The sequence below is a fragment of the Sphaerisporangium dianthi genome, assembly GCF_042654065.1.
Lineage (GTDB): Bacteria > Actinomycetota > Actinomycetes > Streptosporangiales > Streptosporangiaceae > Sphaerisporangium > Sphaerisporangium dianthi.
In genome coordinates this window covers 74,172-96,158 of sequence record NZ_JBHSFP010000002.1, presented here as the reverse complement: position 1 = coordinate 96,158, position 21,987 = coordinate 74,172, and the positions used below count along the sequence as shown (strand labels likewise).

At 70.0% G+C, this 21,987-nt stretch carries 23 protein-coding genes; 13 read left to right on the top strand and 10 right to left on the bottom strand.

Annotated elements, in window-relative coordinates; translation table 11 throughout:
* Positions 1–19 precede the first annotated feature (19 nt).
* The gene (locus ACFO60_RS03460; RefSeq protein WP_380836716.1) at positions 20–934 is read right to left on the bottom strand and encodes a proline dehydrogenase family protein; all 915 of its coding nucleotides are present in this window, start codon (positions 932–934) and stop codon (positions 20–22) included.
* 218 nt (positions 935–1,152) lie between these two features.
* Between ACFO60_RS03460 and ACFO60_RS03455 the strand changes: the two genes are divergently transcribed.
* From ACFO60_RS03455 to ACFO60_RS03420, 8 genes are all read left to right on the top strand, one after another.
* Positions 1,153–2,715, top strand: coding sequence for an alpha/beta hydrolase (locus tag ACFO60_RS03455; RefSeq protein ID WP_380836713.1), 1,563 nt, complete (start codon positions 1,153–1,155; stop codon positions 2,713–2,715).
* Positions 2,716–2,844: 129 nt separating this feature from the next.
* Entirely contained in the window at positions 2,845–3,315 is a 471-nt protein-coding gene (locus ACFO60_RS03450) for a hypothetical protein (protein ID WP_380836710.1), read from the top strand.
* 183 nt (positions 3,316–3,498) lie between these two features.
* Positions 3,499–5,382, top strand: coding sequence for a molecular chaperone DnaK (gene dnaK, locus ACFO60_RS03445; protein WP_380836707.1), 1,884 nt, complete (start codon positions 3,499–3,501; stop codon positions 5,380–5,382).
* Entirely contained in the window at positions 5,379–6,017 is a 639-nt protein-coding gene (grpE, locus tag ACFO60_RS03440; RefSeq protein WP_380836704.1) for a nucleotide exchange factor GrpE, read from the top strand. The genes dnaK and grpE overlap by 4 nt, the downstream gene beginning before the upstream one ends.
* Positions 6,018–6,052: 35 nt before the next feature.
* Positions 6,053–7,240: a molecular chaperone DnaJ gene (gene dnaJ, locus ACFO60_RS03435; protein WP_380836701.1), complete on the top strand. Its 1,188-nt coding sequence runs from the start codon at positions 6,053–6,055 to the stop codon at positions 7,238–7,240.
* Between the two features lie 21 nt (positions 7,241–7,261).
* Positions 7,262–7,609, top strand: coding sequence for a heat shock protein transcriptional repressor HspR (locus ACFO60_RS03430; protein ID WP_380836698.1), 348 nt, complete (start codon positions 7,262–7,264; stop codon positions 7,607–7,609).
* A gap of 181 nt (positions 7,610–7,790) precedes the next feature.
* Positions 7,791–10,370, top strand: a complete 2,580-nt coding sequence (gene clpB / locus ACFO60_RS03425) for an ATP-dependent chaperone ClpB (RefSeq protein ID WP_380836695.1) — start codon at positions 7,791–7,793, stop codon at positions 10,368–10,370.
* Between the two features lie 98 nt (positions 10,371–10,468).
* Positions 10,469–11,068 (top strand): hypothetical protein, encoded by a 600-nt coding sequence (locus tag ACFO60_RS03420; RefSeq protein WP_380836693.1) that lies wholly within the window; start codon positions 10,469–10,471, stop codon positions 11,066–11,068.
* 156 nt (positions 11,069–11,224) lie between these two features.
* Here ACFO60_RS03420 and ACFO60_RS03415 read toward each other — a convergent pair whose 3' ends face one another.
* Entirely contained in the window at positions 11,225–11,755 is a 531-nt protein-coding gene (locus tag ACFO60_RS03415) for a tetratricopeptide repeat protein (RefSeq protein ID WP_380836690.1), read from the bottom strand.
* A gap of 167 nt (positions 11,756–11,922) precedes the next feature.
* Between ACFO60_RS03415 and ACFO60_RS03410 the strand changes: the two genes are divergently transcribed.
* Entirely contained in the window at positions 11,923–12,282 is a 360-nt protein-coding gene (locus tag ACFO60_RS03410) for a hypothetical protein (RefSeq protein WP_380836687.1), read from the top strand.
* A 24-nt stretch (positions 12,283–12,306) separates the two neighbouring features.
* On the opposite strand, the gene ACFO60_RS03405 is transcribed toward ACFO60_RS03410, so the two are convergent.
* The 3 genes from ACFO60_RS03405 to ACFO60_RS03395 all read right to left on the bottom strand — a co-directional run bounded on the left by ACFO60_RS03405 (position 12,307) and on the right by ACFO60_RS03395 (position 15,084).
* Positions 12,307–12,951: a TetR/AcrR family transcriptional regulator gene (locus ACFO60_RS03405; RefSeq protein WP_380838072.1), complete on the bottom strand. Its 645-nt coding sequence runs from the start codon at positions 12,949–12,951 to the stop codon at positions 12,307–12,309.
* A gap of 76 nt (positions 12,952–13,027) precedes the next feature.
* Complete coding sequence (locus ACFO60_RS03400) at positions 13,028–13,921, bottom strand: SDR family NAD(P)-dependent oxidoreductase (protein ID WP_380836684.1); 894 nt, start codon at positions 13,919–13,921, stop codon at positions 13,028–13,030.
* Between the two features lie 65 nt (positions 13,922–13,986).
* Complete coding sequence (locus ACFO60_RS03395; protein ID WP_380836681.1) at positions 13,987–15,084, bottom strand: CapA family protein; 1,098 nt, start codon at positions 15,082–15,084, stop codon at positions 13,987–13,989.
* Between the two features lie 170 nt (positions 15,085–15,254).
* On the opposite strand from ACFO60_RS03395, the gene ACFO60_RS03390 reads away from it, so the two are divergent.
* On the top strand, positions 15,255–15,683 hold the full coding sequence (locus tag ACFO60_RS03390) for a Fur family transcriptional regulator (RefSeq protein ID WP_380836678.1): 429 nt from the start codon (positions 15,255–15,257) through the stop codon (positions 15,681–15,683).
* A gap of 75 nt (positions 15,684–15,758) precedes the next feature.
* On the top strand, positions 15,759–17,207 hold the full coding sequence (locus tag ACFO60_RS03385) for a catalase (RefSeq protein ID WP_380836675.1): 1,449 nt from the start codon (positions 15,759–15,761) through the stop codon (positions 17,205–17,207).
* Between the two features lie 95 nt (positions 17,208–17,302).
* Here the strand turns inward: ACFO60_RS03385 and ACFO60_RS03380 are convergent, their stop codons facing one another.
* From ACFO60_RS03380 to ACFO60_RS03360, 5 genes are all read right to left on the bottom strand, one after another.
* Positions 17,303–17,695: a hypothetical protein gene (locus ACFO60_RS03380; protein WP_380836672.1), complete on the bottom strand. Its 393-nt coding sequence runs from the start codon at positions 17,693–17,695 to the stop codon at positions 17,303–17,305.
* A gap of 109 nt (positions 17,696–17,804) precedes the next feature.
* On the bottom strand, positions 17,805–18,629 hold the full coding sequence (locus ACFO60_RS03375; RefSeq protein WP_380836669.1) for a helix-turn-helix domain-containing protein: 825 nt from the start codon (positions 18,627–18,629) through the stop codon (positions 17,805–17,807).
* Positions 18,630–19,161: 532 nt separating this feature from the next.
* Positions 19,162–19,353, bottom strand: coding sequence for a DUF397 domain-containing protein (locus tag ACFO60_RS03370; protein WP_380836666.1), 192 nt, complete (start codon positions 19,351–19,353; stop codon positions 19,162–19,164).
* Positions 19,354–19,436: 83 nt separating this feature from the next.
* Positions 19,437–19,649: a DUF397 domain-containing protein gene (locus ACFO60_RS03365; protein WP_380836663.1), complete on the bottom strand. Its 213-nt coding sequence runs from the start codon at positions 19,647–19,649 to the stop codon at positions 19,437–19,439.
* Positions 19,650–19,693: 44 nt separating this feature from the next.
* Complete coding sequence (locus tag ACFO60_RS03360) at positions 19,694–20,551, bottom strand: helix-turn-helix domain-containing protein (protein WP_380836660.1); 858 nt, start codon at positions 20,549–20,551, stop codon at positions 19,694–19,696.
* 461 nt (positions 20,552–21,012) lie between these two features.
* On the opposite strand from ACFO60_RS03360, the gene ACFO60_RS03355 reads away from it, so the two are divergent.
* Positions 21,013–21,264 carry a hypothetical protein gene (locus ACFO60_RS03355; protein WP_380836657.1) on the top strand — a complete coding sequence of 84 codons (252 nt, stop codon included), beginning with the start codon at positions 21,013–21,015 and terminating at the stop codon, positions 21,262–21,264.
* Positions 21,265–21,268: 4 nt separating this feature from the next.
* On the top strand, positions 21,269–21,973 hold the full coding sequence (locus tag ACFO60_RS03350) for a hypothetical protein (protein ID WP_380836654.1): 705 nt from the start codon (positions 21,269–21,271) through the stop codon (positions 21,971–21,973).
* Positions 21,974–21,987 lie beyond the last annotated feature (14 nt).

The window sequence follows — 21,987 nt, the reverse complement described above, 5'->3', positions numbered from 1 at the left end:
CCTACCGACTGCCGGGCGGTCAGAGCCTTGCCAGAGAGCGGGCCAGCAGCCCCAGGTCGGCGGGGCGGCGGGCCAGGTGGCGGGCCAGGTGGGGGTACCAGCCGGCGCCGTAGGGGACGCGCACGCGCACGCGGGCGCCGAGACCCGCGAGCCGGGCCTGCTCGGCCGGCCGCACGCCGTAGGACATCTCGTATTCGACGCCGTCGCGCTCGCGCTCGTTCAGCACGGCGAGCGCCGAGGCCACCTCGACGAGCCGCCGGTCGTGGGTGGCGACCACCACGCGTCCCTCTCCGGCCATGAGCTCCTTGAGACAGCGCACGAACGAGCGGTCGATGGCGGCGGGGTCGCGATGGGTCACGGCGACGGGGCCGTCCCCGTGGCCGCGGCGGAGCCGGACGCGGCCGAAGGCCCGCGCGCGGCAGTGCTCCTCGGCGCCGCGCAGGCACGCCTGCACGGTGACGCCGGTGGCGGGGTGCTCCTCCAGCAGCGCGGCGTGGACGCGCAGGGCGGCCTCCGCCGTCGCGGGCTCCTCCCCCTCGACCGTCACCGTGGCGCCCACGTCGCCGGCGGCCTGGCAGACGCGGGCGGCGTTGCGGCGCGCCAGGTCGTCGTCGAGGCCGAGCCCGAGGGAGGACAGCCGCAGTGACAGGTCGGCGCCCTTGGCGATGCCGCGGCGGTCGAGCGCGTCGAGCAGGGTCAGCCGGTCTTCCACCGCGCGGGCGGCCCGGGCCGTGTCGCGCGCCTGCCCGTCCAGATGGTCCAGCGTGACCAGCAGGCCGTCCGCGACGAGCCCCGCCGCGACCGAGGCGGCGTCCTCAGGGCCGTCCCCGGCCACATAGCGGCCCGCCAGCGCCCGGATGACCCCGGTGTTCCTGACGACGCTCTCGACGCGGTCGCTGCTCGACGCAGCCAGCAGAACCTGACGCAACACCATCGGCACCCTTCCCGGCACGGCTGATGGACGGCTAATGGGGAGAGACCTCCCCACCCTACGGCGGTTCAGGCGTCGATCATGGGAGGCTGCCTCAGGTTGCGGTTTGACAACCAACCGAAAACAGCTGTCGTTTTATAGGGGGTTTATACGCATGATCTACCGAAGGTGCCATAAGTCGGGTCCAACGATGGGACCGCCGGCGCCGAAGGGGTAGATCGTTGAAGAAGATCCTCATAGCGCTGGCCACAGCCGGCCTGGGTCTGAGCGGAGCACTGATCGCCACGCCCGCGACGGCCGGGACCCAGCAGGCGCCCGATCACACGCCTCCCGCCCCGCAGTGGGCGCAGTGCGACGACCTGCCGGAAGGGATCGAGTGCGCGTCCGTCGCGGTGCCGCTCGACCACTCCCGCCCGTGGGGCAGAACCATCAAGATCGCCATCACACGCAAGAAGGCGACCGACACCGCCCACTACCAGGGCGCGATCCTGTTCAACCCCGGCGGCCCCGGCGGCAGCGGCAGGGCCTACCCGGTCGTCATGCAGACCCGGCTGGGCGCGGCCCTGGCCGCGCAGTACGACCTCATCGGCTTCGACCCGCGCGGCGTCGGCGCGAGCGAGCCGGCGCTGCGCTGCGACCCGCACTTCTTCGACCCGGTGCGCCCGGACTACGTCCCGTCCGGTTGGGCGGAGGAGGCCGCCTGGCTCAAGCGGATGCAGGGCTACTCCAAGGCCTGTGACGCCGCCCACGGCGAGCTGCTGAAGCACATGACCACGGTGGACGCCGCCAAGGACATGGACGAGATCCGCAAGGCCCTCGGCCAGAAGCAGATCAGCTACGTCGGCTACTCCTACGGCACCTACCTGGGCGCCACCTACGCCACTCTGTTCCCGTCCAAGATCCGCCGCCTGGTGCTGGACAGCATCGTGAACCCCGAGCGGGTCTGGTACGACGTCAACATCGACCAGAACCACGCCTTCGAGGTCCGCGCCAAGGACTTCTTCGCCTGGATCGCCAAGTACGACGCCACCTACCACCTGGGCACGGCCGGCGCCGACGTGGAGAAGGCGTTCTACGCGACCCGCGCGAAGCTGAAGGCCACCCCCGCCGAGGGCCGGGTCGGCCCGGACGAGCTGGACGACACCTACCTTTCGGGCGGCTACCTCAAGAGCCGCTGGCCGCTCCTGGCCAACGCCCTGTCCAAGTACGTCGCGGGCGATCCCGCCCCGCTGGTGGCCGCGTACGCCACCTACGGCGACAGCAGCGGCGACGACAACAGCTTCGCGGTCTACTCGGCCGTGGAGTGCACCGACGCCCGCTGGCCGCGCGACTGGGGCACCTGGCACCGCGACTGGTGGGCGTCCTACCGCGCCGCGCCGTTCCTGAGCATGGGCAACCTCTGGTACAACGCCCAGTGCCAGTCCTGGCCGGTGCGCGGCGGCCACCCGCAGCGCATCGACGGGCGGGCCATCAAGAACGCCCTGCTCTTCCAGGACACCAAGGACGCCGCCACCCCGTACCAGGGCGGCGTCGAGATGCACAAGCGCTTCCCGTCCTCGCGCCTGGTCGTCATGGACGGCGGCGGCAACCACGGCCTCACCGGCCGCGGCAACGCCTGCATCGACGACATCTGGAAGGCGTACCTGACCGACGGCACGCTGCCGGCGAGCCTGCCCGGCCCTGACGTCCACTGCGCGCCGTTCCCCGACCCGGTGCCGCCGGCGGCGACCCTGCGGTCGGCGCCGAACTCGGCGGACGATGACTGGGTGCCCGGCGAGCGCTGACCCGCCGGACCACTGAAGCCCCCCAACGGAAGGGCCCCCGACCATCCAGGCCGGGGGCCCTTTCGCGTCCGCCCGTCCAGCGCTCGCGAACCCAGGCGAGATCGGATACGTCGAAGGGTCATGCGGACGATGACGGCGACACTGGTGACCGGATCCCTTCTGCTGACCATGGCCTGCGGCAACACGCCGGGCACGGCCACGGCCACGAGCACGGCCACCGCCACGAGCACTTCCCCCGACCAGCCGGTGACGGCGCCCGCGAACTCGGCGACCGCCACGACGCCGGCGGCCGGAGGCTCCCCCACCAGGCCGAAGGGCGGCACGGTGAACACGCGCAAGGTGCGGTGGGAGAAGGCGCGCCCCTCGCGCGACGGGCGGCGGCTCACGATCACCTGGTGGTCGGGGGTCGAGCCCTGCAACGTGCTCGACCGGGTGAGCGTGCGCGAGACCGCGAAACGGGTGACCGTGACCCTGTACGAAGGCCTGGCCGCGGACGCCGGGGACGTCGCGTGCATCGAGATCGCCCTGCGGAAGTCGACGACGGTGAAGCTCAAGAAGCCGCTCGGCCACCGCAAGATCGTCGACGGCGCGCCCCGCTGACCGTCCCGCGGCGGCCGGAGGCCCGTGGTTCCAGGGTGGAACGCGCGTTCTTGCCACCCTTGTGCGCGGAATAGTGACCGGCCGCGTAGGGTTGAGCCCGACAGACTCAACTCGCTTGACAAAGGGTCGAGCGGAGTTACGATTGAGTCACTCGCACTCAACTTTTACTACAAGGACGTACTCATGGCACGTGCGGTAGGTATCGACCTTGGGACGACCAACTCCGTCGTCTCGATCCTCGAGGGCGGTGAGCCCACCGTCATCGCCAACGCGCAGGGCTCGCGCACGACTCCGTCGGTCGTGGCCTTCGCCAAGAACGGCGAGGTCCTCGTCGGCGAGGTCGCCAAGCGGCAGGCCGTCACCAATGTCGACCGGACCATCCGCTCGGTCAAGCGAGAGATGGGCTCCGACTGGTCCGTCGAGATCGACGGCAAGAAGTTCTCTCCCCAGCAGATCAGCGCCTTCGTCCTGCAGAAGCTCAAGACGGACGCCGAGGCCTACCTCGGCGAGAAGATCACCGACGCGGTGATCACCGTTCCCGCGTACTTCAACGACTCCCAGCGCCAGGCCACCAAGGAGGCCGGCCAGATCGCGGGCCTCAACGTCCTGCGCATCATCAACGAGCCGACCTCGGCCGCGCTGGCGTACGGGCTCGACAAGGAGAAGGACCAGACCATCCTGGTCTTCGACCTCGGCGGCGGCACCTTCGACGTGTCCCTACTCGACGTCGGCCAGGAGGACGGCCACGGCTTCGTCGAGGTCAAGGCCACCAGCGGTGACAACCACCTGGGCGGCGACGACTGGGACCAGCGCGTCGTCGACGAGCTGGCGACCCGCTTCAAGAACGCCCACGGCGTCGACCTGTCCAAGGACAAGATGGCCCTCCAGCGCCTCCGCGAGGCCGCCGAGAAGGCCAAGATCGAGCTGTCGGCGCAGACCGAGACCTCGATCAACCTGCCCTACATCACCGCCTCGGCCGAGGGTCCCCTCCACCTGGAGGAGAAGCTCACCCGGTCGGAGTTCCAGCGCATCACCGCCGACCTGCTCGAGCGCTGCAAGGGCCCGTTCCACCAGGTCATCAAGGACGCCGGCATCAAGGTCGCCGACATCGCCCACGTGGTGCTCGTCGGCGGTTCCACCCGCATGCCCGCCGTCAGCGAGCTGGTCAAAGAGCTCACCGGCGGCAAAGAGCCGAACAAGGGCGTCAACCCCGACGAGGTCGTCGCCATCGGCGCCGCACTCCAGGCCGGCGTGCTCAAGGGCGAGGTGAAGGACGTCCTGCTGCTGGACGTGACTCCGCTGAGCCTGGGCATCGAGACCAAGGGCGGCATCTTCACCAAGATCATCGAGCGTAACACCACGATCCCGACCAAGCGGTCGGAGGTCTTCACCACGGCCGAGGACAACCAGCCGTCGGTGCAGATCCAGGTCTTCCAGGGTGAGCGCGAGATCGCGGCCTACAACAAGAAGCTGGCCACCTTCGAGCTGACCGGCATCGCCCCGGCGCCGCGCGGCATCCCGCAGATCGAGGTCACCTTCGACATCGACGCCAACGGCATCGTCAACGTCTCCGCCAAGGACCTCGGCACCGGCAAGGAGCAGTCGATGACCATCACCGGCGGCTCGGCGCTGCCGAAGGACGACATCGAGCGCATGATGCGCGAGGCCGAGTCCTACGCCGAGGACGACAAGAAGCGCCGCGAGGACGCCGAGACGCGCAACAACGCCGACGGCCTGGCCTACCAGACCGAGAAGTTCCTGCGTGAGAACGAGGAAAAGGTCCCGGCCGACGTCAAGACCGAGGTCGAAGAAGCGCTGAGCGAGCTGAAGAAGACCCTCGAGGGCAGCGACTCCGCCGCCATCAGGGCCTCCGCCGAGAAGCTCGCCACCGTCAGCCAGAAGATGGGTTCGGCGATCTACGCCCAGTCCCAGGCCGCGGGCGCCGAGGACGGGGCCCCCGGAGCCGGCGCGACCGGTGCCGCGGGCGGCGGCGCCAAGACCGACGACGACGTCGTCGAGGCCGAGATCGTCGACGACGAGCCTAAGCGGGAGGGCGGTGCCGCGTGACGTCCCCGAACTCTGGGAGCGAGCACGAAGGCCTGGTGATCCGCGACAACCGGCGCATCGACCCCGAGACGGGAGAGGTGCGCCAGGGGGCGGGGAAGGCGGCCGGCACGCCTTCCCCCGCCGCCTCGCCCGAGGCGGCGGCGCCGGACGACGGCGTCGCCTCGCAGCTCGCCGAGCGCACGGCCGACCTCCAGCGCCTCCAGGCCGAATACTCCAACTACCGCAAGCGCGTCGAGCGCGACCGGGTGACGGTCCGCGAGCAGGCGGTCGCCAGCGTGCTCACCGAGCTGCTGCCCGTCCTCGACGACATCGGCAGGGCCCGTGACCACGGCGAGCTCACCGGCGGGTTCGCCAAGGTGAGCGAGGCGCTCGAGAGCTCCGTCGGCAAGCTGGGCCTCTCGACCTACGGCGCCAAGGGCGACCTGTTCGACCCGACCGTGCACGAGGCCCTGATGCACAGCTACTCGGCCGAGGTCACCGAGCCCACCTGCGTGGAGATCCTCCAGCCGGGCTACCAGATCGGCGACCGCATCCTGCGCCCGGCGCGGGTGGCCGTCGCCGAGCCGCAGGAGCCGGAGGCCGCCTCCGAAGCGGACGGAGCGGGCGCGGCGGCGGCCGATCCCGAGGACAATTGAGCGATCACCCCTTTGGTCCACGAAGGAAGCGATAGATGAGCACCAAGGACTACCTGGAAAAGGACTATTACGCGGTCCTTGGTGTGTCGAAGACCGCCACAGCCGAAGAGATCAAGAAGGCATATCGGAGGCTGGCCAGGAAGTACCACCCTGACGCCAACCAGGGCAACACCGAGACCGAGGCCAAGTTCAAGCAGGTCTCGGAGGCCTACGACGTCCTGTCCGACAGCAAGCGCCGCAAAGAGTACGACGAGGCGCGCACGCTGTTCGGGTCGGGTCTCGGCGGATACGCGGGGGGCGGCGCCCCCCGCGGTGGCGGCGGCTTCCCGTTCGAGTTCGGCGACCTCTTCGGAGGCACGTCGCAGAGCGGCGGCGGCACGGGAGAGCGCATAGGCGACCTGTTCGGCGGCCTGTTCAACCGTGGCGGCGGCGCGCGCACCTCGACCACGACCAGCCGGCCCCGCCGAGGGCAGGACATCGAGTCCGAGGTCACCCTGTCGTTCATGGAGGCCGTGGACGGCACCACGGTGGCCCTCAGGCTCACGAGTTCCTCGGCGTGCTCGGCCTGCAACGGCACCGGCGCCAAGGCCGGCACGACCCCGCGGGTCTGCCCGACCTGCGAGGGCACCGGCGCGGCCAGCCGCAACCTCGGCAACTTCGCCTTCTCCGAGCCGTGCCGCGACTGCAAGGGCCGCGGGCTGCTCGTCGACGACCCCTGCCCGGTGTGCGAGGGCAGCGGCCGCGGCAAGAGCACCCGCACGCTCCAGGCGCGCATCCCCGCCGGCGTGGCCGACGGCCAGCGCATCCGGCTCAAGGGCAAGGGCGCGCCCGGCGAGAACGGCGGCCCGGCCGGTGATCTGTATGTTCAGATTCACGTGAAACCGCATGCCATCTTCGGCCGGTCGGGCGACAACCTGACCATCACCGTCCCGGTGACGTTCGCCGAAGCGGCGCTCGGCGCCGAGATCAGGGTGCCGGTGCTCCAGGGCATGCCGGTGACCCTGCGGATTCCCGAGGGCACCCCGAACGGCCGCACGTTCCGCGTGCGCGGCCGGGGTGTCACCCGCAAGGACGGAACCAAGGGTGATCTGCTGGTCACGGTCGAGGTGGTGGTCCCCCAGCGTCTCGGCGACAAGGAGAAGGCCGCGCTCGAGGAGTTCCGCGCCGTTTCCGACGGCGTGGATCCCCGCGCCGAGCTGCTCAGACAGGCGAGTACCGAGTAGCCCCGGAAGGAGGCGACGCCGATGGACGCCAATTACTTCGACCTGTCCGACGACACCCCGGTGTACGTCATCTCGGTGGCCGCTCAGCTTTCCGGGCTCCACCCGCAGACGCTCCGCCAGTACGACCGTCTCGGCCTGGTCAGCCCCGGCCGGACGGCCGGACGGGGCCGCCTGTACTCCACCCGCGACATCGTGATGCTCCGCGAGGTGCAGCGGCTCTCCCAGGAGGAGGGCATCAACCTGGCGGGCATCAAGCGCATCCTGGTCCTGGAGACCGAGAACCTCCGCATGCGCGAGGAGATCGGGCGGCTCAGGAGCGAGATGGCGATGATCCGCGCTCTGATCCAGTACCAGCTGCCTCCCGCGTGAGCGAGAGCGCACACCCGCCACGGCCCGGCGGCACCGTTCCGGGCCGCGCGGCGGCATCACCACCGGGCCCGGGTGCGGCTCCGCACCTTCGGCCACGGCGCACATATCGCGGAGCGACGCAGCACTGCCGCACACCCGGCGGGCGCCGGGCGGTCCGCCATGCGAGAAAGGCAAGGTAGGCATGGACTACAAGCTCACGCGTAAGAGCCAGGACGCCCTGTCGGCCGCCGTGCGGCGGGCCGCCGCCGAGGGTCACCCCGAGGTCGCCCCGGCTCACCTGTTCACCGCCCTGCTCTCCCAGAACGACGGCACGGCCGTGCACCTGCTGGAGGCCGTCGGCGCCGACTGGAAGCGCCTGCGCACCGAGGCCGAGAAGCAGCTCGAGCAGCTCCCGAAGGCCCAGGGCGCGACGGTGAGCGCGCCGTCGTCCTCCCGTCAGCTGCTGGTCGTGCTGAACACGGCCGCGGCCAGGGCCAAGCAGCTGGAGGACGAGTACGTCTCGACCGAGCACCTGCTGGTCGGCCTGGCCGCCGACGGCGGCCGCGTCGCCGAGCTGCTCAAGGCGCAGGGCGCGAACGCGAACGCCCTGCTGGAGGCGTTCGAGAAGGTCCGCGGCCACGCCCGGGTCACCAGCGAGAGCCCCGAGGACACCTACCGCGCGCTGGAGAAGTACGGCGTCGACCTCACCGAGCTGGCCAGGGCCGGCAAGCTCGACCCGGTGATCGGCCGGGACAACGAGATCCGCCGCGTCGTGCAGGTGCTCAGCCGGCGCACCAAGAACAACCCGGTGCTGATCGGCGAGCCCGGCGTCGGCAAGACCGCCGTCGTGGACGGCCTCGCCCAGCGCATCGTGGCCGGCGACGTCCCCGAGAGCCTGCGCGGCAAGCGCCTGGTCTCCCTGGACCTCGGCGCGATGGTGGCGGGCGCGAAGTTCCGCGGCGAGTTCGAAGAGCGGCTCAAGGCCGTGCTCACCGAGATCAAAGAGAGCGACGGCCAGGTCGTCACGTTCATCGACGAGCTGCACACGATGGTCGGCGCGGGCGCGGCCGAAGGCGCGATGGACGCCGGCAACATGCTCAAGCCGATGCTGGCCAGGGGTGAGCTGCGCATGATCGGCGCGACAACCCTGGACGAGTACCGCGAGCGCATCGAGAAGGACCCGGCGCTGGAGCGCCGCTTCCAGCAGATCTTCGTCGGCGAGCCGTCGGTCGAGGACACGATCGCGATCCTGCGCGGGCTCAAGGGCCGTTACGAGGCGCATCACAAGGTGCAGATCTCCGACAGCGCCCTGGTGGCCGCGGCCACCCTGTCCGACCGCTACATCACCGCCCGGTTCCTGCCCGACAAGGCGATCGACCTGGTCGACGAGGCCGCCAGCCGCCTGCGCATGGAGATCGACTCGCGTCCGGTGGAGATCGACGAGCTCCAGCGGGCCGTCGACCGGCTCAAGATGGAGGAGCTGGCCCTCGCCAAGGAGACCGACGAGGCGAGCATCCAGCGCCTGGAGAAGCTCCACAAGGAGCTGGGCGACCGCCAGGAGGAACTCGACGCCCTGGTGGTGCGCTGGCAGAAGGAGAAGGCGGGCCTCAACCGGGTCGGCGAGCTGAAGAAGCAGCTCGACGAGGTCCGGTCCGTGGCCGAGCGCGCCCAGCGTGACGGCGACTTCGAGGCGGCCTCCCGGCTGATGTACGGCGACGTGCCGCGCCTTGAGAAGGAGCTCGAAGAGGCGAGCGCGCAGGCCCAGCCCGAGGACCCGATGGTCAAGGAGGAGGTCGGCGCCGACGACATCGCCCAGGTGATCTCCTCGTGGACGGGCATTCCCGCCGGCCGGCTGCTGGAGGGCGAGACCGCCAAGCTGCTGCGCATGGAGGACGAGCTCGGGCGCAGGCTCGTCGGCCAGCGCGAGGCCGTGCAGGCGGTGTCGGACGCCGTGCGCAGGGCGCGCGCCGGGGTCGCCGACCCCGACCGGCCGACCGGCTCGTTCCTGTTCCTCGGCCCGACGGGCGTCGGCAAGACCGAGCTGGCCAAGGCCCTCGCGGAGTTCCTGTTCGACGACGAGCGCGCCATGACCCGCATCGACATGAGCGAGTACGGCGAGAAGCACAGCGTGGCCCGCCTGGTCGGCGCCCCGCCCGGGTACGTCGGCTACGAGGAGGGCGGCCAGCTCACCGAGGCCGTGCGACGCCGGCCGTACACCGTGGTGCTGCTCGACGAGATCGAGAAGGCCCACCCCGAGGTCTTCGACATCCTGCTCCAGGTGCTCGACGACGGCCGCCTCACCGACGGGCAGGGCCGCACCGTCGACTTCCGCAACACGATCCTGATCCTGACCTCCAACATCGGCTCGCAGTACCTGGTCGACCCTGCGCTCGACGGCGTCGCCAAGCGCGACAAGGTCATGACGGCGGTGCGGGGCTCGTTCAAGCCCGAGTTCCTCAACCGGCTGGACGACGTGATCCTGTTCGACGCGCTCGGCTCGGAGGAGCTGTCGCAGATCGTCGACCTGCAGGTCACCCGGCTGGCGCGACGCCTGGCCGACCGGCTGCTGACGCTGACCGTCACGCCGGCGGCGCGCGACTGGCTGGCGCTCACCGGGTACGACCCGCTGTACGGCGCCCGCCCGCTGCGCCGGCTGGTCCAGTCGGCGATCGGCGACAAGCTGGCCAAGCGCCTGCTGGCCGGCGACATCCGCGACGGTGACGAGGTCGTCGTCGACCTCGACGCCGCCGGTGACACTCTGACCGTGCAGGCGTCTCGGTAAGGAATCCGCCAGCATAGGGTCAACGACCCGCCGACGGCGAGGCTCATTGACTACCTTCAGTGCTCGTCCGAGCACGAAAAGGTAGTCAGGGAGTCTTCATGCGTAGTTCGATCAATATCCGGGGGTTCCTCGCGGTGGCCGCGATCGCGGCCGGCGCGGCCTGTCTGGCGACCGGCAGCGCCTCCGCCGCCACGTCCTGCGAGCAGAGCGCCGTGACCGTCCTGCGGTCGCCGGGCTTCGCGTCCGCGGCCTGCCACGCCCTGCACGCGATGGCGGCGCCGCAGGCGGCCACCTCCTCCATCACCGCCCGGCACACCCGGGACGAGCTGAGCGTCGGCTTCGAGCACATCGGGCGCACCTGGGGCCTGCCGTCGCGCACGGCCGCGGTGATCGGCCTGCACGAGCTGCCCGCGATCGCGCGTGGCCCCCTGTCCCGCCTCCCCGAGGGCACGCTGGTCTACCAGACCAGCCGCAAGCTGACGGTGACCGTTCCGGGCCTGCCGCAGCAGGACGACCGGCCTCTGCGGCGCGGCGCGTACGCCTCCGACGAGCCCGCCGCCGCCCCCGCGCCGCTCATGCCCGTCGAGCCGGAGCCCCTGCCCGGCCTGGTGGCCGCGAACGGCCCGCACGGGCTGGGCGCCCGGATCGGCAGGGTGCTCACCGTCGACACGACGATCTCCGGCCTGCGCGTCCGCTGACCCGGGCGCCGGCTCGCGGCGCCGGCTCGTGGCGCCGTCCGAAGCCGCCCCGGCCGGCGAGTGGCGCGCTCGCCTGCCGGGGCGCCCGCCAAGCCCCCCGCACCGCGCGGGCCGTGACGCCTGGGAGTCACGGCCCGCGCGACCTTCACGCCGAGGTCAGCGGGAGACGTCGAGCAGCGCGTCGAGGTCGTCCTCGGGCAGGCCGAGGTCGACACGGATGCGGTAGCGGGTGCGCAGAAGCGCGTCGCGGATGCCCGCGGGGCCCTCGCCGGCGAGGATGCCGTCGGTGGCCCACTCGTGGGCCGCGCGCGGGTCGCCGTAGGCCAGCAGGGTCTCGGCGACGTTCAGCGCCGTACTCGGATCGACGTGCCCGTCGGCCTTGATGGAGTCGACCAGTTCACGGGCCTCGTCCGGGCGGTCGAGCTCGAAGAGGGTGTCGGCGATGCCCGCCCGTGGGTCGACGCTCACCTCGCCCCCGTCGTCCAGCGCTCTCTGGAAGCACTCGAGGGCCCGCGCCGGCTGGCCGGCCTGCCGCCACTCTTCGGCGGCGAGCACGAGGATCGCGGCACGGGACACCTCTCCCGACCCGTAGGCGCGCGCCAGATCGTCGAGCCTCCCCGCCAGAGCCCCGTGATCGTCGTCGAGGAGCGCCTGCTCGAGAAGTCGATCAAGCTGCCCACGTGTCACATGTGCCACAAGACGAGATTACCGAGCGCCGCTCGACTGTGCGGGGACAACGGCAGGCATTACTTACGTCCTGATTTGCACATGTTTGACTACCCTCCGCATGTCTCCCGAGCGAGAGGGCATATTCGCAGCGCCTGGAACGTCACCCGCTCTTCGAAGGAGCTGCGATGGACATGTCCTGGCAGACCACCTTCGTCCTCGCCTGCGCCGCCCTGTGCGCCGCCGTCGTCCCCGGAACCCTCGGGTACGCCACCGCCCGCAACGAGACCGCCGACCAGCAACGCCAGGAACTCGTCCGGCTGCGCGCGGAGGTCCAGACCGCGCGGAAGCTCGTGCGCGGGGTCTCCTCCTTCTGCGAGGCCGAGACCGGCGACGCGGGCGCCTCCTCCTCCAGGTCGTCCGGCTCCCCCGCGCCCCTCGGATCCTCCAGGTCGTCCGGCTCCCCCGCGCCCCTCGGATCCTCCAGGTCGTCCGGCTCCCCCGCGCCCCTCGGATCCTCCGGCCGGCCGGGGTCGCCCCGGACCTGACGGCGCCGCCTCCCGGCGCGTCCGTCAGGCGGCCGGCCCATCGTGGCCGGGCCGCCCGTCGCCGTGCGAGCGCAACTGGCTGGACAGGTAGCCGCGGATCAGCCGCTTGGCCTCCTCCACCAGCGGCGGCCACCCCGCCGGGTCGCGGCGGAAGGCCAGCGTCAGCACCGCGCCCCCGGCCTCGACCGCGACGGTGAGACACAGGTCGAGCTCTTCGCTGTCGGCCATCCCGAACTCGGCGAGGAGCAGGCCGCGCAGCCGACCGGCGATCACGGTGTTGTTCTCCGACGACGAGTCGAGCAGGTTGAGGTCGACCGCGTCGCCGAACCGCAGGAAGCGGAACCCCGGAATGGTCCTGTTCATGTCGACGTACTCGTCGATGATGGCGTCGACCGCGTGCCACCAGCCGGTGTAGTCCTCGGTCATGAAACGCCTGCCGACCCGGGCGATGAAAAGCTCCACATTGCGCTGGGTCAGCGCCTGGGTGATCGCCCGTTTGTCGGGGAAGAACTGGTAGACCGAGCCGATGGCGACGTCGGCCCGGTCGGCGATGCGGGTCGTCGAGAGCGCTTCGTAGCCGACCTCGTCGAGCAGTTCGGCGCAGGCGTCGAGCATGCGCTCGACGCGGCGGGCGCTGCGGCGCTGCGAGGGTTTGCGGCGCAGCGGCATCTGGTCGTCGTCGTCGTGGGAATGGTCAGTGGGCAGCCCGGACACAGCTTCATCTTGCACTTTTCCGGTGCGGCGGTCAGTCCTTCCCGGCCAGACGTCCCATATCGGAATTCATAAGACGGGCAATTCCCCGCAATAGCCCCGGAGAAATACGCGACAGCGCATATCCGATCTTGCCTTCGGCGTTCACCGGGACGACGGCCGTGTTGCGATGGAGGGCCCGCAGAATGTGGGCGGCCACGCGCTCGGGCGGATAGCCGCGCCGCCGCAGCGCCTTCTCGCCCAGCGAGCGGTCGGTCTCGCGGTAGATCGCGTTGCTCGCGATCGGCGTGGAGACGAACCCCGGGCAGATCACGCTCACGCCGATGCCCCTTCCCGCGAACTCGGCGCGCAGGCAGTCGCTCAGCATCTTCACCGCCGCCTTCGACGTCGAGTAGGCGGGCAGCAGCCGCGACGGGGCGAAGGCCGCGAGCGAGGCGACGTTCACGATGTGCCCGCCCTCGCCGCGCTCGACCATCTGCCGCCCGAACAGCCGGCACCCGTGGATGACGCCCCACAGGTTGACGTCGAGGACGCGCCGCCAGTCGGCCACCTCGTGGTCCAGGAAGGGCCCGGCGACGGCGACGCCCGCGTTGTTGACCACGATGTCCGGCGTGCCGTGCTCGTCACGCACCGCCGCGGCGAACCGCTCCATGTCCTCGGCGCGGGAGACGTCCACCTGGCGGGCATGGGCGCCCAGGCCGCGCCGCGAGATCTCCAGCGCCGTGCGCTCGGCGGCCGCGAGGTCGATGTCGGCGCAGATCACCTCGGCGCCGTGGGCGGCGAACGCGCGGGCCGTCGCGCGTCCGATGCCGCTTCCCGCGCCGGTCACGACCACCAGCCGGTGCCGGAACGCCGTGCGCGTCGCGGCCGCCCCGGCTCGCCGTGGTCCTCGCGAGGCCGCCACGCCCTTTCCGATGGAGAACCGCATACGCCCCCTTGAACGGTCGTTGGACGTTCGATCCGAATATAGGACGGGCAGAGCGGCCAGGACCGTTATGGCGTGGCGCGCAGCCCCGCGCAGCCTCGCAGCGACTGCCACCCGGTCAGGGCCTGGGTGCGCGCGGCGCCGGTCAGCGGAATCGGGATGCCCCCGTTGATCCGCGCCGGCGTCCATCGGTCCTTGAGCACCTTCCGTCCCTCGATGGTCAGGGTCAGCACCCCGGTCGCGCCCGTCTGCGGGCCGGAGTTGTAGAAGACGAAGTTGCCCATCCCGTAGTTGACGTAACGTCCCCGCAGGTAACCGCTGCCGAGCAGGATGTGCGCGTGGCCGCCCACGATCACGTCGGCGCCCGCGGCGATCAGCTTGGGGGCCAGCGAGAGCTGGGCCTGGTTCGGGCACTTCTGCAGCTCGGTGCCCCAGTGGAGATGGACGATGACGGTGTCGGAGGTACGGCGCGCCTGCCGGACGGCCTGGATCAGCCGCGCCTCGTCCTTGGCCGAGGCGAGGCCGCCCTTGGTGGCGGTCGCGGTCCAGGCCTGGATGAACTGGCTGTCGAGCACCTGGGTCGCCCCGATGATGGCCACCCGGTTGCCGTTCACGACCTTGCGGAACGGCCGGTACGCCTCGGCGGCGTTCTTGCCGATGCCGACGACGGGAAATCTGGCGCTGCGGATGGCCGCCAGGGAGTCGCGCAGCCCGACCTGCATGTAGTCCATGCCGTGGTTGTTGGCCATGGACGCCACGTCGACGCCCGCGGCCTTGAGCGCGGCGAACGCCGTCGGCGGCGCCCGGAAGGTGTACTGCTTGCCGGGGGCGGGAGTGCCGCCCTGGGTGATGGCGGTCTCCAGGTTGACCATCGTCAGGTCCGCGCGGCGCAGCACCGACGAGATCGGGCCGAGCGCGGTGCGCGGGTTGGCCAGGCGGTTCCTCAGCGCACCCTCGAAGTGGACGTCGCCGCCGAAGGAGATGGTGAACGGCCGCCGCTTCGCGGTGTCCGGCTGCCCGGACGCCGCCTCGCCGGGCTGCGCGGCGGAGGCATCGGCGCTCTTGGACGGGGGCGAGGAGGACTCCGCGGCCGCGCAGGCCACGACCGGCGCCGCCGCGATCGCGCCCGCGAGGGCGAGGGCGGCGGCACGACGAACGCGCGCCATCCGCGGGGAAATCTCTGGCAAATGGGGCAGTACGCCGGGTATGGACTCGGTTCTCATCGTTCCAAGAGCATGCCACCTCCGCCCAGATCTGGCACCGCCCACCCGGTGGCGGATCGAAAATCGCCATACCGGGAAGGTCCCTTTACTTGAATGATTCAGGTTTACGGCTTATGGTGCAGGTCGTGGGGGATGTCGAACGGCTGCACGGTGCCGGGCTGCGCGTGACGGCGGCCCGCATCGCGATCTTGCATACCGTCAGGGACGGCGACCACCTCGATGTGGACGCCATCTATCGCGGTGTGCGCGAGCGTGTCGGCCACGTGTCCCTCCAGGCGATCTATGACGGACTGCACGCGCTGCGCCGCGCCGGGCTCCTCCACAAGATCGAGCCCATGGGCAGTCCCGCCCGTTACGAGGCGAGGGTGGGCGACAACCACCACCACCTCGTCTGCCGCACGTGCGGCAGGGTGACCGACGTGGACTGCGCGACCGGCGAGGCCCCCTGCCTCGACCCCGTGGACGCCGCGGGTTTCCATGTCGACGAGGCCGACGTGATCTATTGGGGCACCTGCCCCGGCTGCCTTCCTTCCCAGAACTGACTCCCGCATCGAACCCATTTGGAGCCACGGGCACAAGCCGTACTCCATGACGACGACGAACCGGAGGACCGCGCGATGACCGATCGGCCTACCACCACGACGGACGCGGGCATTGCGGCGGAGAGCGACGAGTTCTCGCTCTCCGTCGGCCCCAATGGCCCCCTGCTGCTGCAGGACCACTACGTCATCCAGAAGATGGCCCAGTTCAACCGCGAGCGGGTACCCGAGCGCGTGGTGCACGCCAAGGGCGGCGGCGCCTACGGCATCCTCCAGATCACCGAGGACGTCAGCCAGTTCACCAAGGCCGGCCTGTTCCAGAAGGGCAAGGAGACCGATCTCTTCCTGCGCTTCTCCACGGTCGCGGGCGAGCTCGGCAGCGCGGACACCCAGCGCGACCCGCGCGGGTTCGCGATCAAGTTCTACACCGACCAGGGCAACTACGACCTCGTCGGCAACAACACGCCGATCTTCTTCATCCGCGACCCGTCGAAGTTCTCCGACTTCATCCACAGCCAGAAGCGCCGCGCCGACACCCACCTGCGCGACCACAACATGCAGTGGGACTTCTGGACGCTGTCCCCCGAGTCCGCCCACCAGGTCACCTTCCTGATGACCGACCGCGGCACGCCGGCCAGCTGGCGGCACATGCACGGCTTCGGCTCGCACACCTTCCTGTGGTACAACGCGGCCGGCGAGAAGTTCTGGGTGAAGTACCACTTCAAGACCGACCAGGGCGTCCGGAACTTCACCGACGCCGAGGCCGGCGCCGTGATCGCGCAGGACGCCGACTTCCACATCCGCGACCTGCACACCGCGATCAAGAACGGCGACCACCCGTCCTGGACGGTGAACGTGCAGATCATGCCGTTCGAGGAGGCCGCGGACTACCGCTTCAACCCGTTCGACCTGACCAAGGTGTGGCCGCACGGCGACTACCCCGAGATCACGATCGGCAGGTTCACCCTCAACCGCAACCCGGAGAACTACTTCGCCGAGGTCGAGCAGGCCGCCTTCGAGCCGGCCAACCTCGTGCCGGGCATCGGCGCCTCCCCGGACAAGATGCTCCAGGGCCGGCTGTTCTCCTACCCCGACACCCACCGCCACCGCATCGGGGCGAACTACCTGCAGCTCCCGGTGAACCGGCCGAAGTCGCCCGTCCACAGCTACAACAAGGACGGCGCGATGCGCTACAGCAACCCGGGTGACCCGGTGTACGCGCCGAACTCCGCCGGCGGCCCGGTGGCCGACCCGTCGCTGTTCGCGGGCGAGAGCTACCAGATCGCCGGCGAGATCATCCGCAGCGCCTACCAGAGGCACGCCGAGGACGACGACTTCGGCCAGCCGCGCACCCTGTGGGAGAACGTCCTGTCCGACACCGACCGCGCGCACCTGGTGAGCAACATCGTCGGCCACGCGTCGGCGCCCGAGGTCACCTCCGAGACCAAGAAGCGCGTCGTCGAGTACTGGACCAACGTCCACAAGGACCTCGGCGAGGGCGTCGCCCAGGGCCTCGGCGTCGCCTGACCCACCCCCACGCGAACCGGCCCGCGCCCCCACAGGGGCGCGGGCCGCGTCCGTTCCGCCGTTTCCTTCGGGACGGACCCCGTCCGCTCCTCGGCTCACCGGTTGGTGATGTACCAGACGGCGAGCCCTGCCACCAGCGGCACGCTCACCAGGACGGCCCATCTGGCGAGGTGGAGCAGCGGCATCCACCACCGGCCGCCCGTCCAGGCGAGCGCGCCGGCGACGAAGTCGTGGTGCCACCTCAAGATCGAGACCTTGAGGTCCTCGGCGTCGGGGCCATGCGTCTCACAGTGGACCTGGGCCCCGAACAGGCCAGGCTCCAGCGACATCGCGACGCTGTTGTGCCGCACCGCGTCCCTGGCCCGCAGACCGTCGTGGTCGACGTCGACCGTGGTGAAGCCCTCTTCCAGCAGGTTGTTCCTCATCCATCGCAGATGCCTCCGCGCCATCTTCCTGCGCGGCAATGGGAGCGCGAACGCGCGGTTCACCGGCGCTCCCGGGGGTTGGGCGTTAGCCACCATGAACGTTTCCGCTCTCATGAGTACCGTTTGGTGAAGTCGCCGACGCCGGCAGCACCGCTCCGGTCGTCAGCGGGGTTCATCGCCAGCGCTCGGCGGTGTCACGGACCAGCCGCCGGGACGCGGCCTCGTCGAGCGCGATGGAACGAAGATGGTCGAAGGCCCGCTCGTAACCGTGCACCTGCTCGGCGTCCTCGACGAACCGGGCGCCCATGATCTCCTCCAGGTGGACGACACCGGGGAAGTCGGGGAACTCCAGGTGCACGAACGGACCGGCGACCAGCGGATGCGGGGTGTCCTCGGTCAGGATCCGCACATCCACATGGTCGAGTTCGGCGACCTCGACGAGATGGTCGAGCTGCTCGCGCATCACCCGGCCGTCGCCGAGCGGACGCACCAGCGCCGTCACGTGGACGACGGCCGCGAGGGCGAACGACCGCGAACCGTCCAGCAGGTGCTTCTGCCGCGTCATCAGCGCTTCGAGGCGCCGGGCGACGGCCGTCGCCGGAATGGGCTCGACAGGCTGAATGGCGGCCATCACCGCCCGCTCATAGTCATAGGTCCGCAGCAGCGCGGGCATGATGTGCGGCTCCCAGTTGCGTGCCCGGCGGGCCTCCGCCTCCCGGTCCATCAGTTCCAGGGCCGCGCCCGGCACCGCACCGCGGTACTCCTCCCACCACCGCCTCCGCCCGGCATCCCGGTGCAGTTCGACGGCCCGCTCCCGTACGGCATCATCGGCCCCGTACAGCTCCACAAGCCGCTCGACATCGCCCAGCGAGGGAAAGGTCCTGGCCGTCTCGATCCGGCTCACCTTCGCGGCCGACCACTCCAGCCGCGCGGCCACCACATCACCGGCCATCCTGGCCTGCTCCCGAAGCCGCCGCAGCTCCCGCCCCAGCCGCACCCGGCGAAGGTACGGCCTACCCTGATCCGACACTCCAGCCTCCCAGGACTTTCAGTCGATCACCCATCTCGCCGACAGGCAGAGGGAATTATCGATCTTGCAAGTTGCATCAGTGTTTGCAATGCAGCTATCGCTAGCTATACCCATGCACATGGCATTACAACTTTCGGAGCAAGAATCTGGCGATTATCTGGTCAAGAACGGCATGCCATGCATGGCGGTACGAAAGTTGCAGCGCGTGTCATACCGACAGACCAGCACCGGGATGCCGCGAGCGGTGGACCGTCACGCCTCGCAGCCCGATCCCGGCGGGCGTCGCCTTCCCTTTGATCGACAAGGACCGCCGAGCCGGCGTCGTTCACCCCCCCACGCTCGGAGACGGCCTTCCGGCCACTTCTGGCCGGCCACCGGAGGAACGCCGGCCCATCAAGGGTCTACGGCGTGACCGGCATCGGTGTCGCGTCAGGTGTCAGCGCCAAAGCGCAGGGGCTCCACCCACTGATGGATGGAGCCCCCATGGACCTTCGAGGCGTCAGGCGCCCTGGTAGGTGTTCAGGAACGCGCGCCAGGCGGGCCCGCCGACGCGGATGGCGGGACGGCCGGTGTCTTTGCTGTCGCGCACAAGGACCCACGGATTGGCACTGGACGCGACTTCCACACAATTACCGTTGGTACTGTAGGAGCTTTTCCGCCACACCCCGCACCCGCTGTCCGTAACGGACATTAGTGACCTCCACCCCAGACGACAGCATAGGAGCATTTTTCATCATGGAGGTGGATTGCCCGAGGCGCAAGGTTATGACGATCTTACCGGTCGGCCTCTCTCGCCAAGAACACGCAGAGAGCCGCGAATTCCCGAGCCGAAACGCTGATCATCGGGCCGAGATTCTTGCTGTCCCGCAGGTAGGTTCGGCCGGCGCGATCGATCGCCGTCTCGACGCAGTTGCCGTTGGCGCTGTAGGAGCTCTTGCGCCACTCCCCGATACGGCTGTCGATATTTTCCATCATGTTCCCTTTCACGGCCTGAAGCCGGCATCCCGCCGCCCCCCGATGAAGCGTTCGCGCTACTGCCAGCGTTCCGAAATGGAGCGAATCAGCTGCTGCGACATCGCCTCGTCGAGCGAGATGGACAGAAGGTGCTGGAAGGCCCGTTCGTAGGCGAACACCTGCTCGGCGTCCTCGACGAACCGTGCTCCGAAGAACTCTTCCAGGTACACCACGTCTGGGAAGTCCGGAAACTTCAGATGGAGAAACGGACCCGTGGGCGTCGGAGGCGGGGTCTCCTGGGTCAGAATCCTCATCTCGACATGTTCAAGATCTGCGATCTCGACGAGATGATCGAGCTGCTCCCGCATCACCTTGGCGTCACCGAATTGGCGGCGTAGCACCGACTCGTCGATGACCGCCATGAAGGAGAGCGGGCGTGAGCCGTGCAGCAGGTACTGCTGGCGCGCCATACGGGCCTCGACCCGTTGATCGATGTAACTGTGCGGAATCTGCACGATCGGCTGCATGGCCGCCATGAGCGCGCGCGAATAGTTCGCCGTCTGCAAGAGCCCAGGGATCACCTGTGGTTCCCAGTTGCGAGCCAGCGTCGCCTCCGCCTCCCGATCCATGAGAGCCATAGCCGTCGGCGGCAACGCGGCGCGATATTCCTCCCACCACCCCTTCTGGGCGGCACCCCGGCGAAGGTCCAGCAACTGCTGCCGTACAGCACGATCGGCCCTGTACAGCTCCAGTAGATCCTCGACGTCCTTCGGCGTGGGGAACGTCTTGGCGGTCTCGACGCGGCTCACCTTCGCCGCCGACCAGCCCAGCCGCGCCGCCACGTCGTCGCCGATCATGTCAGCGCCTTCTCGTAAGCGCCGAAGTTCCCGGCCGAGCCGTTGGCGACGCAGAGTTGGACTACCACGGTCAGGCAACCCGGCCTCCTCGTCGAGACGTCAGGTGGCGGACGCGAGAGTCGCGGCCCCCCACCAGGCACCGTCCATCCTAGTGCAACTTGCACGCTGCATTGCACAGCATCTCAGAAAGACACTTTCAGATTTTGTTTCATCTGGCCTTGCACGGCAATATCCGATGAGAGAGCATTTAGGGAGAAGGTTTCCCGAATGATGATCGGGAAGGGGGCGCCGAATGACCGTGAGAGAGATCGGTCCGGCGGCAGCGGTGATCTCACGGCCATTCGCCGGTGGATCCCGCGGCGGTGTGGAGGCGGCCCGGCGGCCACGGGGAGGAGGCCGGTAACGAGAAAGCCGGAACGTCACTGTCTGATCTTCGGGGGAAACACGCCCTGCCGGGCGAATCAAAGCCGGGCCGTAGGCTGCCACCTGCGACCCGGCTGAACGAGAGCTCCGTCTCAAGCCATGGATCGGGAGTCTCAATGACTTTCCACGTTATCAAGCCATTGTCGCAAATCAAGGATTTCTTAGCCGGCCTGGCCGATCGGGCCGACCAATCCCTCTGCGCGGAGCAGGACAAGCGTGCCCACGCGCGGGGGTGGACGGTCACCCGAACGGGGTTCGGCGCCCGGCGCTACCGCGATCCCCGGTTCGACCGCCTGCGCGCCTCGGACGAGTCGCTGGACGCCCGGCGTGAGCCGGTTGGGCCCGTTCGTACGACGAAGGGGCGGTGATCGCGTGGACGCGCGGAACCCGCGGCACAACCGGCACGCCGCCGGGCCGTACCCGCCGGCCGGCCGCCCCTCCGGCCTCACGATGCTGTGGCGGCGGCGCAGCGAGATCATGGCGGCGGCCGGCGTCCTGACGCTGGGCGTGCTCGCGTACGCCGCACACGGCTGGTGGGGGTTCGGGCTGGTCACCGGCGCGGTCGCGGCGCCGGTGACGGTCAGGGCCGGGCGCGGGCGCATCATGGCGCACCTGCGGTGCGTCTACTCCCGCCATCGCATGCAACGGCTGTTCCTGGACGCGCCCCTGCACACCGCGCGGGGCCGCGTCCCGCTGATCCTGTGGATCACCCCGACACGGGCGGGCGAGAAGGCGCTCATCCTGTGCCGGGTGGGGATCTGCGCGGAGACGTTCGAGGCGTTCGCCGGTGAGCTGGCCTCGGCCTGCGGGGCGGTGACCGCGCGGGTGGCCCGGCACCACAAGTGGTCCACCCTCGTCACGGTGGAGATCGTGCGCCGTCACCCGCGGCCGGTCGGAGCTCCGGTCGGCATGGACCGCCTCCTGTCCGACCCGTCCGTCTGGCCGCCGCTGGGCGAGCCCACCGAGGAGCCGCGCCAAGACGACTTCGGCGGGCGGCGCGGGGACGACCCCTGGGACGACCTGCTGGACGGGCGACGGGAGGAGGCCTTCGCCTGGCACAGAACCGCCGGGCGGTGAGCACGCGGAACCAC

Excerpts from the sequence above, each read along its gene's own strand:
- ACFO60_RS03405 (WP_380838072.1), bottom strand. The coding sequence starts at position 12,951 with ATGCCGCTGCGCCGCAAACCCTCGCAGCGCCGCAGCGCCCGCCGCGTC.
- ACFO60_RS03390 (WP_380836678.1), top strand. The coding sequence starts at position 15,255 with ATGGTGCAGGTCGTGGGGGATGTCGAACGGCTGCACGGTGCCGGGCTG.
- ACFO60_RS03450 (WP_380836710.1), top strand. The coding sequence starts at position 2,845 with ATGACGGCGACACTGGTGACCGGATCCCTTCTGCTGACCATGGCCTGC.
- ACFO60_RS03410 (WP_380836687.1), top strand. The coding sequence starts at position 11,923 with ATGGACATGTCCTGGCAGACCACCTTCGTCCTCGCCTGCGCCGCCCTG.
- dnaK (WP_380836707.1), top strand. The coding sequence starts at position 3,499 with ATGGCACGTGCGGTAGGTATCGACCTTGGGACGACCAACTCCGTCGTC.
- ACFO60_RS03460 (WP_380836716.1), bottom strand. The coding sequence starts at position 934 with ATGGTGTTGCGTCAGGTTCTGCTGGCTGCGTCGAGCAGCGACCGCGTC.
- ACFO60_RS03370 (WP_380836666.1), bottom strand. The coding sequence starts at position 19,353 with ATGTCCGTTACGGACAGCGGGTGCGGGGTGTGGCGGAAAAGCTCCTAC.
- ACFO60_RS03400 (WP_380836684.1), bottom strand. The coding sequence starts at position 13,921 with ATGCGGTTCTCCATCGGAAAGGGCGTGGCGGCCTCGCGAGGACCACGG.
- dnaJ (WP_380836701.1), top strand. The coding sequence starts at position 6,053 with ATGAGCACCAAGGACTACCTGGAAAAGGACTATTACGCGGTCCTTGGT.
- ACFO60_RS03395 (WP_380836681.1), bottom strand. The coding sequence starts at position 15,084 with ATGGCGCGCGTTCGTCGTGCCGCCGCCCTCGCCCTCGCGGGCGCGATC.
- ACFO60_RS03385 (WP_380836675.1), top strand. The coding sequence starts at position 15,759 with ATGACCGATCGGCCTACCACCACGACGGACGCGGGCATTGCGGCGGAG.
- ACFO60_RS03430 (WP_380836698.1), top strand. The coding sequence starts at position 7,262 with ATGGACGCCAATTACTTCGACCTGTCCGACGACACCCCGGTGTACGTC.
- clpB (WP_380836695.1), top strand. The coding sequence starts at position 7,791 with ATGGACTACAAGCTCACGCGTAAGAGCCAGGACGCCCTGTCGGCCGCC.
- ACFO60_RS03420 (WP_380836693.1), top strand. The coding sequence starts at position 10,469 with ATGCGTAGTTCGATCAATATCCGGGGGTTCCTCGCGGTGGCCGCGATC.
- ACFO60_RS03355 (WP_380836657.1), top strand. The coding sequence starts at position 21,013 with ATGACTTTCCACGTTATCAAGCCATTGTCGCAAATCAAGGATTTCTTA.